The organism is Allotamlana fucoidanivorans (genome assembly GCF_006265225.1).
Taxonomy (GTDB): Bacteria; Bacteroidota; Bacteroidia; order Flavobacteriales; family Flavobacteriaceae; genus Allotamlana; species Allotamlana fucoidanivorans.
The window spans coordinates 87148-102966 of sequence record NZ_VDCS01000012.1; the positions used below are offsets into that span (position 1 = coordinate 87148).

Annotated in this window: 13 protein-coding genes; 11 read left to right on the forward strand and 2 right to left on the reverse strand. The window is 35.7% G+C overall.

Features of this window, described 5'->3' with window-relative positions:
- The first annotated feature begins 76 nt into the window (after positions 1 to 76).
- From FGF67_RS13040 to FGF67_RS13055, 4 genes are all read left to right on the forward strand, one after another.
- The gene (locus tag FGF67_RS13040; protein ID WP_139698202.1) at positions 77 to 1561 is read left to right on the forward strand and encodes a xylulokinase; all 1485 of its coding nucleotides are present in this window, start codon (positions 77 to 79) and stop codon (positions 1559 to 1561) included.
- Positions 1562 to 1588: 27 nt separating this feature from the next.
- Complete coding sequence (xylA, locus tag FGF67_RS13045; protein WP_139698203.1) at positions 1589 to 2914, forward strand: xylose isomerase; 1326 nt, start codon at positions 1589 to 1591, stop codon at positions 2912 to 2914.
- A 2-nt stretch (positions 2915 to 2916) separates the two neighbouring features.
- Positions 2917 to 4296, forward strand: a complete 1380-nt coding sequence (gene xylE / locus FGF67_RS13050) for a D-xylose transporter XylE (protein WP_139698204.1) — start codon at positions 2917 to 2919, stop codon at positions 4294 to 4296.
- Positions 4297 to 4560: 264 nt separating this feature from the next.
- The gene (locus FGF67_RS13055; RefSeq protein WP_139698205.1) at positions 4561 to 5082 is read left to right on the forward strand and encodes a lactoylglutathione lyase family protein; all 522 of its coding nucleotides are present in this window, start codon (positions 4561 to 4563) and stop codon (positions 5080 to 5082) included.
- On the opposite strand, the gene FGF67_RS13060 is transcribed toward FGF67_RS13055, so the two are convergent.
- Together FGF67_RS13060 and FGF67_RS13065 are read right to left on the reverse strand one after the other, a co-directional pair.
- Entirely contained in the window at positions 5058 to 5420 is a 363-nt protein-coding gene (locus FGF67_RS13060) for a winged helix-turn-helix transcriptional regulator (protein WP_139698206.1), read from the reverse strand. The two genes, FGF67_RS13055 and FGF67_RS13060, sit on opposite strands and share 25 nt — an antisense overlap.
- A gap of 72 nt (positions 5421 to 5492) precedes the next feature.
- Positions 5493 to 6518 carry a LacI family DNA-binding transcriptional regulator gene (locus FGF67_RS13065; RefSeq protein WP_139698207.1) on the reverse strand — a complete coding sequence of 342 codons (1026 nt, stop codon included), beginning with the start codon at positions 6516 to 6518 and terminating at the stop codon, positions 5493 to 5495.
- A gap of 98 nt (positions 6519 to 6616) precedes the next feature.
- Here FGF67_RS13065 and FGF67_RS13070 point away from each other — a divergent pair, with 98 nt between their 5' ends.
- The 7 genes from FGF67_RS13070 (at position 6617) to FGF67_RS13100 (ending at position 15632) form a co-directional block, all read left to right on the forward strand.
- A complete protein-coding gene (locus tag FGF67_RS13070) occupies positions 6617 to 8911 on the forward strand; it encodes an FdhF/YdeP family oxidoreductase (RefSeq protein ID WP_139698208.1) in 2295 nt (764 codons plus the stop codon).
- Positions 8912 to 9069: 158 nt separating this feature from the next.
- The gene (nirB, locus tag FGF67_RS13075; RefSeq protein ID WP_139698209.1) at positions 9070 to 11583 is read left to right on the forward strand and encodes a nitrite reductase large subunit NirB; all 2514 of its coding nucleotides are present in this window, start codon (positions 9070 to 9072) and stop codon (positions 11581 to 11583) included.
- Positions 11584 to 11718: 135 nt separating this feature from the next.
- Positions 11719 to 12096: a nitrite reductase small subunit NirD gene (nirD, locus tag FGF67_RS13080; RefSeq protein ID WP_139698210.1), complete on the forward strand. Its 378-nt coding sequence runs from the start codon at positions 11719 to 11721 to the stop codon at positions 12094 to 12096.
- A 23-nt stretch (positions 12097 to 12119) separates the two neighbouring features.
- Positions 12120 to 12704 (forward strand): DUF4202 domain-containing protein, encoded by a 585-nt coding sequence (locus FGF67_RS13085; RefSeq protein WP_139698211.1) that lies wholly within the window; start codon positions 12120 to 12122, stop codon positions 12702 to 12704.
- A 10-nt stretch (positions 12705 to 12714) separates the two neighbouring features.
- The gene (locus FGF67_RS13090) at positions 12715 to 14532 is read left to right on the forward strand and encodes a sensor histidine kinase (protein ID WP_139698212.1); all 1818 of its coding nucleotides are present in this window, start codon (positions 12715 to 12717) and stop codon (positions 14530 to 14532) included.
- Entirely contained in the window at positions 14525 to 14914 is a 390-nt protein-coding gene (locus tag FGF67_RS13095) for a RidA family protein (RefSeq protein WP_139698213.1), read from the forward strand. Before FGF67_RS13090 ends, FGF67_RS13095 begins: the two co-directional genes overlap by 8 nt.
- Before the next feature lie 52 nt (positions 14915 to 14966).
- Positions 14967 to 15632 (forward strand): response regulator transcription factor, encoded by a 666-nt coding sequence (locus FGF67_RS13100; RefSeq protein ID WP_139698214.1) that lies wholly within the window; start codon positions 14967 to 14969, stop codon positions 15630 to 15632.
- Positions 15633 to 15819 lie beyond the last annotated feature (187 nt).

Below are 15819 nucleotides of genomic sequence, written 5' to 3' on the forward strand. Positions count from 1 at the left end.
TTAGGTGTTTGTTGCAAGCATATAGCATCTGTGCTTAACTTTGGTAGAACTCATTTTACTTAAAAAACCAATCAGTTTGTATTACATAGGATATGATTTAGGAAGCTCTTCTATCAAAGTTGCCATAGTTGATGCTAAAACAGGAAAAAATATAATTTCGCTTCATGAACCACCCAATGAGATGGAAATTGAAGCGCCACAAATAAATTGGGCAGAGCAGAATCCTAACATGTGGTGGCAATACATATGCAAAGCAACAAAACGTGCTATAAAAGAGGCTCATGTTGACGCCTCAAAAATTACAGGGATTGGCATTTCTTACCAAATGCATGGTTTAGTAGTAGTTGACAAGCAGGGAGAGCCTTTGAGGAATTCAATCATTTGGTGTGATAGTCGTGCTGTTGACATTGGAAACAAAGCGTTTTCAGATTTAGGACATGAAAAGTGTATGGAGCACCTATTAAATTCACCAGGTAATTTTACAGCTTCAAAACTAAAATGGGTTAAAGATAATGAGCCAGAACTTTATGCTAAAATTTATAAATATATGCTGCCTGGAGATTTTATTGCCTTAAAGTTAACAGGAGAAATCAACACTACAAAGAACGGATTGTCAGAAGGCATTTTATGGGATTATAAAGAAGATAAGGTGGCCGATTGGTTATTAGACTATTATGGTATCAATCCTGATTTAACACCAAATATTGTAGAAAATTTTAAAACCCAGTCCGTTGTAAATGAAAAGGGTGCTTCAGAAACGGGGTTACCAGTAGGGATTCCTATTGTTTACCGCGCTGGAGATCAGCCCAATAATGCGTTGTCTTTAAATGTGTTTAATCATGGTGACGTGGCTGCAACGGGAGGTACTTCAGGTGTCATTTATGCTGTAACTAATCAGAAAAAATCAAAAGAAGGCTCTAGGATAAATCAGTTCGCGCATGTCAACTATTCCAAGAAAACAACCAATTTAGGAAAACTTTTATGTATCAATGGGGCTGGCATACAGTACAGATGGTTAAAAGATAATTTAGCGTCAAATGCGTATGAGGAGATGAATGAAAAGGCCAATAAGGTACCGGTAGGTTCAGAAGGTGTTTGTGTTATTCCTTTTGGAAATGGTGCCGAGCGTATGCTGAATAATAAAACCTTAGGAACACATATTTGTAATTTAAATTTGAACAAGCATGGAAATGGTCATTTGTGTAGAGCAGCCCTTGAAGGTATAGCGTTTTCATTTGTATACGGTATGGATATTTTAAAACATGACAATGCGGAAATTAAGGTGATTAAAGCTGGAAATGATAATTTATTCCGATCAGAAATATTTTCAGATACGGTAGCAACACTGATTGGACATGATATTGAAATATATAATACTACGGGGGCTATTGGTGCGGCACGAGCGGTTGGTTTGGTTGATGGCGATTATAAAACGTTTGGTGATAACATATCGGCAAATGACCATGTTATGACCTACAAGCCTATGGAAGATAAAGTACCTTATGCAAAGGCGTATGATAACTGGAAAAAGGAATTAGAGATATTATTAGCTAATAAATAAAAAACAAAAGATAAATAAAATAAGATTATGGCATTAATAGGAAGTAAAGAGTTTTACAAAGGTATTGGAGAAATAAAATACGAGGGCAAGGATTCAGATAATCCATTAGCGTTCAAATATTATAATCCAGATCAAGTGGTGGCAGGAAAAACCATGCGTGAGCATTTTAAGTTTTCTGTAGCCTATTGGCATACATTCTGTGGTCAGGGAAGTGACCCTTTTGGGCCTGGTACACAAAATTTTGAATGGGATAAATCATCAGACCCTATTCAAGCTGCAAAAGATAAAGCGGATGCGGCTTTTGAGTTTATCACAAAAATGGGTTTTGGATACTACTGTTTTCATGATTTTGATTTGATTCAAGAAGCACCAACGTTTGCAGAGTCAGAAGAACGATTAGCTTTAATAACAGATTATTTAAAAGAAAAACAAGCGGCTTCAGGCGTAAAATTATTATGGGGAACGGCCAATTGCTTTTCTAACCCAAGATATATGAATGGAGCGGCAACCAATCCTGATTTTGATGTGGTAGCCAGAGCAGGCGGACAAATAAAATTAGCTTTAGATGCAACCATTAAATTAGGTGGTGAAAACTATGTGTTTTGGGGTGGTCGTGAAGGCTATATGTCATTGTTAAATACAGATATGGGACGTGAATTAGACCACATGGGACGTTTTTTAGGCATGGCCAGAGATTATGCAAGATCACAAGGATTCAAAGGGAATTTCTTTATTGAACCTAAGCCTATGGAACCTTCTAAACACCAATATGATTTTGATACAGCTACGGCAATAGGTTTCTTAAAAGAATATGGACTAGATGCAGACTTTAAAATCAATATAGAAGTGAACCATGCTACCTTGGCACAACACACCTTTCAGCATGAATTAGAAGTGGCCGCAAAAGCGGGTATGTTAGGAAGCTTAGATGCCAACCGTGGGGATTATCAAAATGGCTGGGATACCGATCAGTTCCCAAATAATATTCAGGAAACTACTGAAGCTATGTTGGTTTTCTTAAAAGCAGGAGGCCTACAAGGCGGTGGTGTTAACTTTGACGCTAAAATAAGAAGAAACTCAACCGATTTAGAAGATGTATTCCACGCTCACATTGGAGGGGCAGATACTTTTGCTCGTGCTTTGCTGATTGCTGATAAAATTATCACATCTTCACCGTATGAAAAATTAAGACAAGAGCGTTACAGTTCTTTTGATTCTGGAAACGGAAAAGCATTTGAGGAAGGAAAGTTAACCATGGAAGATCTTTATAAAATTGCACAAGAGAATGGTGAGCTAGCTTTAAAAAGTGGTAAACAGGAATTATTTGAAAACATTTTAAATCAATACATATAACTATGAAACAGAACAAGTCATTTATTTACGTCGTAACACTTGTCGCAACGCTTGGTGGCTTGCTGTTTGGGTATGATACTGCGGTTATTTCAGGGGCTGAAAAATCTATACAATCTTTTTTAATTGATAGCCAAGGGCTAGGCTCTTTTGTACATGGCATGACCGTGTCTTCAGCACTTATTGGCTGTATTATTGGAGGAGCCATTTCAGGATTGGTTTCTTCTCGGTATGGTAGAAAAAATGCCTTAATCATTGCGGGTGTATTATTCTTATTGTCTGCTTTAGGTTCAGGAAATCCAGAATTTTTGTTTTTTGAAAAAGGAGTTCCTTCTATAGGTTTACTGTGGATATTTAATTTTTACCGTGTTATTGGTGGTATTGGTGTTGGTTTAGCCTCAGCAGTGTGTCCTATGTATATTGGTGAAATTGCGCCAGCCGATATTAGAGGAAAGTTGGTGTCCTTAAATCAGTTTGCCATTATTTTTGGTATGCTCGTAGTTTATTTTGTGAATTGGGGCATTGCAGACGGGCAAACCATAGAATGGATTAATGAGATTGGTTGGCGACGTATGTTTTTATCTGAAGCCATTCCAGCGTCCATTTTTGCCATACTGATGTTTTTTATGCCTGAAACACCAAGATATCTGGCGTTACAACATAAAGATGATAAAGCGCTTTCTATTTTGACACGTTTCAACGGACTTGATAAAGCAAAAGAAATTCTGGGCGATATTAAAAACTCGGTAGACTCTTCGGTTAAAGGAAAGCTATTTTCTTATGGTAAGGTTGTTATTATAGTAGGTGTTCTGCTGTCTGTTTTTCAGCAATTTGTAGGTATCAATGTGGCTTTGTACTATGCGCCTAGAATTTTTGAAAGTATGGGTGCGGCAAAAGATGCCTCCATGCTACAAACAATTATCATGGGGCTGGTTAATGTGATTTTTACCGTAGTGGCTATTTTAACGGTTGATAAATGGGGAAGAAAACCGTTATTAATCACTGGATCTATAGGTATGGCTGTTGGCATGATTGCTATTTCAATATTAGCTTTTCAAAACATTATTGGTATGGCAACCTTAGTATTTATTATCATTTACACGGCTTCGTTTATGATGAGTTGGGGTCCAATTTGTTGGGTGTTAATTGCTGAGATTTATCCCAATAAAATAAGAAGTCAGGCTATTGCCATTGCCGTAGCAGCACAATGGGCAGCAAACTTTTTTATCTCTTCAACCTATCCGCCCATGATGGAGTTTAGTAGTGGTGGCACCTATTTGTTTTATGGGGTAATGAGTGTCCTTTCGGCAATATTTGTTTGGAAAATGGTACCAGAAACAAAAGGAAAAACTTTGGAAGAAATGGAAAATATTTGGAAGAAGTAAAATAACAGCTTCCTACGAATTCGTCAAAAACAGGCTTAATCAGTTATGGTTGAGCTTTTTTTATTTAGGATGGTTCTATTTTAAAAAACATTTAATCTTTTATGGTCTTTAAATCAGCAAAATACACATTGGTGTAACTATCTGCATAATTTGTAACGTATTGTTTTTTAGTTAATTAAATTTTATTTTTGCCTTGAATAATGATTATAAATTTTCCGTTTCTGATTAATTAAATTAAAAGATTACGGGTAACACACAACGTATATGAATCAATTAAACGAAGTAAACAAACCTTATCCAAGGACATTTTCCCATGTTGGAATAACGGTGCCTAACTTAGAAGAAGCTGTAAAGTTTTACACCGAGGTTTTGGGGTTTTATGTGATTATGGAGCCTACAGAAGTTACTGAAGAAAATGAAACCGCTATTGGTAAAATGTGTATTGATGTATTTGGTAAGGGCTGGGGTAATTTTAGAATAGCGCATCTTTCTTCAGGTGATAAAATTGGTTTTGAATTGTTTGAATTTAAAGAGAGTAAAGATCTAAAACCAAATTTTGAGCCCTATAGATCGGGGTTGTTTCATTTTTCAATTCAAGATCCAGATGTTGAAGGATTATTGGAAAAAATTGTAGAAGCTGGTGGTAAGCAGCGTATGCCAATTAGAGAATATTACCCAGGGGAAAAGCCGTATAGAATGGTGTATGTAGAAGATCCGTTTGGAACAGTTTTCGAAATCTATTCACATTCTTACGAATTGCATTATTCAGCAGGAGCATACAAATGATTATTTGTGGCAAAATCTTCTCCCCATTTATTTAGTTCAAGAATAATGGGGAGAAGAGACTCGCCTTTAAAAGTTAAACTATATTCTACTTTTGGGGGTGTTACAGGATAAATTTTTCGTTTAACCAGGTCATCTTTTTCTAAAGCTCTAATAGAATAAGTAAACATTCTATTTGAAATATCTGTGATGCTCTTTTGCAATTCACCTGACCGTACGGGGCCATCTTTTAAATGAAATATTATTAGGCTTTTGTATTTATCACCAATTAAGTGTAATGTAAAAGCTAGCGAACAAGAAAAAGATTTGTTGCTATATTGAATACGTTCAGTTTTTGCCATAATGTTCATATTTGTTGAAAATCAAAAATAGCGGTTAGCAGGTAGTGGGTTTATTAATGGCATGTTAAAACTTCAGTTTAATTTCTTTGTACTGTCACGCTCAATCAAACTTGTTTTTACTATTTTGGTGACATAAGGTTTGTTTTCAGTCTCATTTTCTATGCGGTCAATAAGCATTTTTGCGGCGGTTTCCCCAATGTGTTTACCATGCTGGCTTATAGCTGAAATAGATGGCGATAAATATTGAAGTAGTTTGCCATTGGTAAAACAGGCAATAGACATGTCTTCTGGTATTTTATAGTCCATTTGTTTAATCAGTTTTAAAGCATTCACAGCCGAACTTTCCTCTAAACAAAGTAAGCCGTCAATGGTTTTGTCTGCTAAAACTATTTTTAAGGCTGTTTCAAAATCTTCATTTTTATGGATACGAACAATCAACTTTTCTTCAATACGCATGTCACATTCTTGAAGCGCTTTTTTATAGCCTTCTACGCGTAATTTTCCAACACTTAAATTGTCAATAACCGAAATAAGACCCACACGTTTACAGCCTGATAATATAAGATGTTTGGTTGCCTGAAAAGCACTTTCTAAATCATTAACAATTATTTTATCACACTCAATATCTTCTGAAATTCTATCAAACATCACCATAGGGATGCCTTCATTTAAGGTATTGGTGAGATGCTTATAGTTTTGTAAAACCTGAGTTTCTTCGGCTAAAGATATAATTAAGCCATCTAAGGAACCATGTTTTAATAAATCAATGGTTTTAACCTCTTTTTCGTATGATTCATTTGAAATACACGATACTAAGTGATAGCCTTTTTCAGAAGCGATATTTTCAATACCAACAAAAACTTTTGCAAAAAAAGAATTCATGATATTGGGTATTATAACCCCGATAGTTTTGGTGTTTTTGTTAAGTAGATTTAATGCTGTAACATTGGGTTTGTAATGATTAGATTTGGCGTAGTCTTGAATTTTTGTTTTTGTACTGGTACTTATTTCATGACTGTCTTTTAGCGCTTTTGAAACTGTAGCTATTGAAACCCCAAAATGCTGTGCAATATCTTTAAGTGTAATTCTTTTCTTCATTCAGATGAGTTAAAATAGTGCTACAAGTTATAATATTTAATTTAATAATTAATTTGATTAAATTGTCGAATGTAATTTTGTAACAAAACCAATAAATAATGAGTAAAACAGCACAAAATAAAGCTTTAACTCCAGAAGCGTTTGAAAACCTGAAGGTAAAAACACCTCCAACAAATAGTGCCGGATTTGGCGGGTTAAAGGCAGCTGTTACTCATGCGTTTAAATATATAAAGCCCTCACATCTTTTACAGATTTCACAACATATTAATCAAAAAGGAGGGTTTGACTGCCCAGGTTGCGCGTGGCCCGATCCTGATGATGAACGTTCCTCATTAGGAGAATACTGTGAAAATGGGTTAAAGGCTATGGCCGAAGAAATGCAGAATAAATTAATAGGACGCGACTTTTTTGCAACACATTCTATTGATGAACTATCGGGGTGGTCTGATTTTGAAATAGGAAAATCAGGACGCTTATCTGAGCCTATGTATATGGCAGAAGGAGCTTCACATTATATTCCCATTGCATGGGAAGATGCTTTTAAAAAAGTGGCCACACACTTAAATGCACTTAAAAACCCTGATGAGGCCATATTTTATACCTCGGGACGAACAACTAACGAAGCGGCTTTTTTATATCAATTGTTTGTAAGGGCGTTTGGTACATCAAATTTACCAGATTGTTCTAATATGTGCCATGAAGCTAGCGGATCTGCCTTATCAGAAACTTTAGGAATTGGAAAAGGATCGGTTACCCTTGATGATTTATATAAGGCCGATTTGGTTATGGTTATAGGCCAGAATCCTGCTACTAATCATCCTAGAATGTTAAGTGCCCTTGAAAAAACTAAAAAAAATGGCGGAAAAATAGTAGCCATTAATCCCTTACCAGAAGCGGGATTAATGAAATTCACAAATCCGCAGAAGCCATTAAAGTTACTTAGTGGCGGTACCAAGCTTTGTGACGTATTTGTACCCATCACCATTAATGGAGATGTAGCCTTTTTAAAGGCACTACTGTTAAAATTACTTGAAAAGGAAGAACAAACAGGTGCCGTTTTTGATAAAACGTTTATAAAAGAATATACAAGTGGATATGAGGCCTTTATTGCAGATTTAAAAACTTATGATTTTGAAACATGCTTAAAAGCTTCTGGAGTTTCAAAAGAGGTGTTTGAAGAGGTCTTAGAACTTGTTTTAAACAAGGAAAAAATTATCATTTGCTGGGCCATGGGATTAACACAGCACGAAAATGCAGTGGATAACATTCGTGAACTGGTAAACCTTTTGTTATTAAAAGGAAGTATAGGAAAAGAAGGCGCGGGTACTTGTCCGGTTCGTGGGCATTCTAATGTACAAGGCGATAGAACAGTTGGTATATGGGAGGCTGCACCGCAAGCTTTTTTAGATAAAATTGAGATAAAATACGGATTTAAACCCTCTGCTAAACATGGTTATTCTGTTATTGATGCCATTAAGGCCATGCATGAACATAAAGCAAAGGTGTTTTTGGGGTTAGGGGGCAATTTTATTTCGGCGGTTCCCGATACGGTTTATTCTGCCCAAGCTTTGGCGAGCTGTAATCTTACAGTTCATGTGAGTACCAAGTTGAACAGGTCTCACTTGGTTACTGGTAAAGAAGCGCTGATTTTACCTTGTTTAGGGCGGGCGGAAAAAGATTATCAGAAAACAGGTGTACAAATGCAGAGTGTTGAAAATTCTATGGGAGTGGTGTCTTCAACTAAAGGTGTCTTAGAACCCTGTTCAAAACATCTTTTAAGTGAGGTTGCAGTAGTTTGTGGAATAGCCCATGCTACTTTAAAAGACCGTACTCAAATAAATTGGTTGCTTTATAAAGAAGATTACGGTTTGGTGCGTTCAGATATTGCTGAAGTGGTTGAAGGGTTTACCAATTATAATGATAAGATAAAACAGCCTGGCGGATTTTACTTGCCCAATGGTGCTAGAAATAGAGAATTTAATACAAAAACAGGAAAGGCACAGTTCTCTATTAATATGTTGCCTAAATGGGAGTTAAAACCTGATGAACTCATTATGATGACTATACGTAGTCATGATCAGTTTAATACAACAATTTATGGACTGGATGACCGATATAGAGGCATTTTTAATGAAAGAAGGGTGATATTTTTGAATAGAGATGATATGAAACTACGTAGTTTGCAAGATCAAGACGTGGTAAATTTAAAGTCCGAATTTCAAGGGGTCATTCGAGAAGCACATCAATTTAAAGTAGTGGGCTATGATATTCCTAAAAGTTGTTGTGCTACGTATTTTCCAGAGGCCAATGTATTAGTGCCTTTAGGGAGTTACGCACATACGGCGAAGACGCCAGCTTCAAAAAGTGTAAAGATCACTATTGAAAAAGTTTAACATTTCGGTAAAAACTAAACCCTTTATTTTGCTATTAAGCAATTATTCTTCTAGCTATTTGAGAAATTAGTAATAATACATGTTTTACGTGATTTTTTCTTAGTTTTATAACTAAAAATAAGTATAAATACTTAGTTTTGTTTTCAAATACGTAATTTATGAAGCATATTATTGTAGTTGGAAACGGAATGGTTGGATACAAATTTTGCGAAAAATTTGCTGAAAAATCGGAAGCTAAAAACTTTAAGATCACGGTTTTTGGTGAGGAACCAAGACCCGCATATGATAGAGTTCATTTAAGTGAATTTTTTGAGAATCAGGATGCTAAAGCACTTGAAATGGCTCCGGCAGAATGGTATGCTGATAACAATATTGAACTTATCACTGGTGAACGCGTTTGTGATATTCATAGATCCAAGAAAACAATTACTACAGTCTCAGACCAAGAGTTTTCTTATGATTATTTGGTTTTGGCAACAGGATCCTCTGCATTTGTTCCGCCTATTAAAGGGGTTGAAAAGCAGGGTGTTTTTGTATATAGAACCATTGAAGACCTAGAAGGTATGCTGGCATATGCAGCTAAACTTAAAGAAGAAAAACCAAATGCGAAGGCCGCGGTATTGGGTGGTGGTTTATTAGGATTGGAAGCGGGTAAAGCGGTTAAAGATATGGGCTTAGAACCTCATATTGTTGAGTTTGCTAACAAATTAATGCCGAGACAACTTGATTTGAGAAGTAGTCAGGTATTGCAATTAAAATTAGAATCTATAGGATTAAATATTCATTTGAGTAAGGCTACCAACCAAATATTGGGTGATAAGTTTATTACGGGAATGGAGTTTGGAGAAGATGATGTGCTTGATGTTGATATGCTGGTTATTTCGGCAGGAATAAGACCTCGTGATGAGTTAGGAAAAACCTGTGGTTTAGACATGGGCGTTCGTGGCGGTATTGTGGTTAATAATAAGATGCAAACATCTGATGAAAATATTTATGCCATTGGAGAAATTGCACTTTACAATCAAATGATTTATGGCCTTGTAGCGCCTGGTTATGATATGGCTGCGGTTGCTGTTGATCAAATTATTGGTAAAACGGAAACATTAATGCCTGAGGATATAGATATGTCTACCAAATTGAAACTTATTGGTGTTGATGTAGCTAGTTTTGGAGAACCGTTTATGCCAGCATCAAAAGGGCATTCTATTATTTTTGAAAATAAAACGCAATATTTATATAAACGAATTAATGTAAGCCATGATGGTAAACGCTTACTAGGAGGTATTCTTGTCGGCGATGCAACCGATTATAATATGTTGCACCAAATATACCTAAATGGTATGGCTATCCCAGAGGATCCATCGCAGCTTATCTTGCCAGCAAGTGAGGGCGGTGCGTCATTTGGAAGTGTGTTAGATTTACCAGATACAGCTCAGGTTTGTTCTTGTGAGAGTGTAAGTAAAGGTGATATTTGTTGTTCTTTAACTGAAGGCGAGAGCAATAATTTAAGTGATGTGATTGAAAAAACCAAAGCAACCTCTGGTTGTGGAGGCTGTAAACCTATGGTGGTTGATTTAGTTAATGAAACCCTAAAATCACTAGGGAAAGAGGTTAGAGAAGTGCTTTGTGAGCATTTTAATTTTAACAGACAAGAGCTTTATGATTTAATAAAGGTTAATAAGGTGGCCGATTATGAAGAGGCTTTAAATTTATTTGGAGAAGGTCATGGTTGTGAAATTTGTAAGCCTGCTTTAGCTTCTATTTTTGCCACCATTACCATGGAAACACCTAATCGACAGCCTGGTATTCAAGATACTAACGATAGATTTTTGGCTAACATTCAGCGTAATGGTACATATTCAGTGGTACCTAGAGTTGCTGGTGGGGAAATTACACCAGATCAACTGATCGTCATTGGTGAAGTGGCTAAAAAATATGATTTATATACCAAAATTACTGGTGGTCAAAGAATAGATTTATTTGGAGCACAAATTCATGAATTACCTATGATTTGGAAAGAGTTGATTGATGCTGGTTTTGAAAGTGGTCATGCTTACGGAAAATCATTAAGAACCGTTAAAAGTTGTGTAGGATCTACCTGGTGTCGATACGGTATGCATGAGAGCGTGACCTTTGCAATTGATATTGAAAATAGGTATAAAGGCTTACGTTCACCACATAAATTAAAAGGGGGCGTTTCAGGATGTATTAGAGAATGTGCTGAGGCCAGAGGTAAAGATTTTGGATTAATAGCTGTTGATGGTGGGTGGAATTTATATGTATGCGGTAACGGAGGTGCTACCCCAAAGCATGCTATACTACTGGCAGAGCAGTTAGATGATGAAACTGCTGTAAAATACTTAGATCGATTTTTAATGTACTACATACGTACGGCGGCTCCATTAATGCGAACAGCACCTTGGTTAGAAAAACTTGAAGGTGGTATAGAGTATTTAAAACAGGTGGTGATTGAAGATTCTTTAGGGATTGCCGAAGAGCTTGAAAACGAAATGCAAGGTTTAGTTAACAAATATGAGTGTGAATGGAAACAAGCTATTGAAAATCCTGAGATGATGAAACGTTTTAAACACTTTGTAAACTCTGATGATACGGATGATAATTTAGTGTTTGTGCCTATGCGTGAGCAAAAAATGCCAAAGGCTTGGAGTTAAACACCTGCTATAGCAAATAGGCTGCGTTAGGGATTGAAGCGGCATCCTTTTTTGAGGAAGGAAAAAAAGATATAGCGAAAAGCCTGACCCTTGGGTAACGCTAAAAAAAGAATAACGGATACAAATTTTAAAGATATGCAAGAAATACTTAGTCGATACGAAACGGTTACAGAAGATGCCGTAAACGAATGGTTTAGAGTGGGGGAAGCCACTGATTTTCCAGAAAATAGCGGCGCCTGTATTAAGTATAAAAACAAGCAAATAGCTGTTTATAATTTTTCTAGAATAGGAAAATGGTACGCTACTCAAAATTTGTGCCCGCATAAAATGGAAATGGTGCTTTCTTTGGGAATGATAGGTGATAAAGATGATATTCCTAAAGTAGCTTGCCCCATGCATAAAAAGAACTTTTCTTTAGAAGATGGAAGTGGTTTAGGAGGTAATGATTTAAAAATAGCAACTTATCCTGTTAAAATTGAAAACGGAAATGTGTATATTGGCTTTTCGGATTAACGAATAGACCAAAATACATAAAAATGAAGCCGACAAGATTTGAAACCGCAATAGCTTTAATTGATAAAGCCAATTCTGAAGATATAAATACATACCAAGTTGCGGGTATGGACTACCCTAAAGAGTTATTATACTCGCAGCGTATGACACGCAAATTATTACAGTTTGAGCCTAATGCTTCAAAGGCGTTACAAATTGCAGCAAGAGCACAGCATATATGCCGTTGGAAAATTGCGCGTGATGAATATCCAATGGATAGGGTGGGCTATTTAAAATGGCGTGAAACCCTAAAAAAGATGCATGCTGATTTAACGGCCGATATCTTAAAATCGGTAGGCTATGATGATCAGTTTATTGATAGAGTAAAAGCTATTATTCTTAAAAAACTGATTAAGAAAAATGAAGAATCACAAACACTTGAAGATACCATATGCTTGGTGTTTTTAGATTATTATTTTGAGGAGTTTGCAGATAAGCATAACGACGAAAAGATTATTGATATTCTTAAAAAAACCTGGGTTAAAATGTCTGATAAAGGGCACGAAGCAGCTTTAAAGCTTCCGTATTCAGATAAAAGTTTGGCCTTGGTAAAACAAGCTATTTCTTAAATGTAGGCCAATGACAAAAAACAGTAATTCATTAGACCAAAGTACGTTTGATAAATTACGCAGTTTATATGTTCTTGCCTTAAGTACTATTGCGGTATCAGTTATAGTAAGTCAAATTTTAATACGAACACATCTTAGTAGGCAAGAGAGCGACTCTACGGTTATAAATGTAGCTGGGAGACAACGTATGCTAAGTCAGAAGTTAACTAAGGATATCGTCTCAATTGCTTCAGAAACCAATTTTCAAAGAAAGGTTGAGTTAAAAGATAAGATTAAAGAAACCTTGCATCTTTGGGAATTGTCGCACGTGGCCTTGCAGTATGGCAATGATAGTTTAGGGTTACCTAAAACCAATAGTAAGGTAGTAACTTCAAAGTTTAAACTAATCAATCCTATTTTTGATACCATTAGCTTGGCTTCTAAGGCTATTATTGAAAAGATTGAAAACGTACCACCGCTTCCGCTAGAGGCCTACATGGCGGATATAAATAAGGTAACGAGTCATGAAGCGGCTTTTTTGACATTGATGGATGATATTGTGAATCAATATGATTTAGAGGCCGATGAAAAAGTAGAGTGGTTAAGAAAGTTAGAGCTATGGCTTACAGCTTTAACCTTGATTATTTTGTTGGGTGAATTTTTATTCATTTTTTGGCCTGCGGCAAAATCGGTAAAATCTATTCTGGCCGATTTGTTGTTGGCAGAAAGTCGCGCTAAGAAAATGGCTTTTGATGCTGATATATTAAGTGCAGCAAAAGAAAAATCTATTAGAGAGCTGAGAGCTTTAAGTCGCGCCATGGATGACACTCTATTATTTGCCAGAATTTTACCAAATGGGAGTGTGGTACATATGGGGAATAAATTTTCAAGGTTATTTAATTATTCAAAATTTAATGATAATGTGTTGTTTTGGAATGTGATTTCTCCCAATGAAAATGAAAGAGTGGTTATTGAAGATTTGATAGTGAAGCATAAAAAAACGGGATGGCAAGGTGAGGTTAAAGCAGGAACTAAAGAAGGTAAAGATATTTGGTTAGAGTTAGCAATGATTCCTTATACCCCAACAGAAGAAAAATCTGAATTGTTAATCATAGCCTCTGAAATAACAGATCGAAAGAAAGCACAAATTGAAATTGATAGGTTGACTACAAAAAGCTTTGAGGAAAAGATGAGTCAGCAGAAAATTATTTCAAGTAAAATCATTGAAAATCAGGAGAAAGAACAGAATAGGATAGCCAAAGATGTTCACGATGGCATTGGCCAAATGCTCACTGGTTTAAAATATAACTTAGAAAGCATTGATGCCAATGATGTAAAAAAAGCTGCTGCTAAAATTGAACATTTAAAGGAGCTAACGTCAAACATTATCAAAGGGGTTAGAACAGCAACTTTTAATCTTACACCGCCAGAACTAACAGATCATGGTATTGTACCAGCTATTATAAAGCTAACACATGAGTTAAGCAGACTTACAGGAAAAGAAATTGTATTTTTCAATAAAACAGACTTTAATCAACGATTAGATTCACTTACTGAGATTAATATATATCGTATCACTCAAGAAGCCATAAATAATGCCATTAAGTATGCTGAATCTACGCATATCATTGTATCCTTATCACATAGTAAAAATATATTGAGCTTGGTAGTTGATGATAATGGTAAGGGGTTTGATCCTAGGACCATAAAGCGCATAAAAACAGGTGATGGAGGAATGGGTATGACCTTTATGCGTGAGCGCATCAATTATATTGGAGGACGTTTGTTTCTAACGTCTGAAGAAGGAAAAGGGACACGTGTAACACTTAATATTCCTTTAAATGAATAAAACACAACGAACATTAATTAGTTCAGGCTCTACATTTGAAAAGGAGATTGGATATTCAAGAGCTGTTGTTCAGGGTGATTGGGTGTTTGTGTCTGGCACAACAGGGTATAATTATACTAATATGACCATTAGTAATGATATTGTTAAGCAGACCGAACAATGCATTTTAAACATTAAAGAGGTACTCGAACAAGCAGAAAGTTCTTTACAGGATATTGTACGGGTCTCTTACATTTTACCCAATGCTGATGATTTTAAGAAATGCTGGCCTGTTTTAAAGAAATATTTTGGAACGGTAAAGCCAGCAGCAACTATGATTTCTGCGGGATTAGCTAATGATAACATGCTGATTGAGATAGAAGTAACAGCCCTTAAAAGATAAAATAAGTAGTATTACTTAATTTTATTACTTTTGCAGATATAATTTGAACCGTATGGATGTAATAAATGTTGTACTTGCTGATGATCACGTGTTAGTACGTGATGGTATTAAAGCATTGTTAGAAGACCAATCAGGTGTCGTGGTTATTGATGAAGCTTCTAATGGAAAAGAGGCTATAGATATTGTTGATAAAAATAGACCTCATGTTTTAATTGTAGATATCAGGATGCCAGAAATGAATGGTATTGAGGTAGTAGGTGAGGTTAAAAAGCACTATCATGATGTGAAAACATTGGTGCTATCTATGCACGATTCAGAGGAATATGTGATTCAAGCTATACAAGCTGGAGCAGATGGGTATTTGTTGAAAGGAGCTAGTAAGGAAGAGTTTTTAAAAGCTTTGAATAAGGTAGCTTCCGGAGGTAAATATTTTACAGGTGATGTTTCTGCTATTATCATGAACAATTTTGTAAATGGTAATACCAGTACCGCTGTAGATGCAAAAGTAGAAGTAAAAGAAGATCCGTTTAAGCTTACTAAGCGTGAAAAGCAAATATTGGCTTTGGTGCTCCAGTTAAAAAATAATAAAGACATTGCTGAAGAATTAAAAATTAGTAAAAGAACAGCCGAAGTACATCGATTTAATCTCATGAAAAAAATGGATGTTAAAAATTTAATGGAGCTTAGTAATAAGGCCAAAGAATTTCAGTTAATCTAATCAACTTCACCTTCTCTGTTTTTTTTAAGCAAATACTTTTTTATCAAGCATGTATTTGTCCTTGTATTCTAGTCAATTTTAAGTAAGTCACTGCCAAAATAAGGAGGTTTACGTATGATTCAAGAGTTTTTACAACATTAAATTCTTAAAATCGCATTAATTTTAAATCATATTTTATCAAATAGTT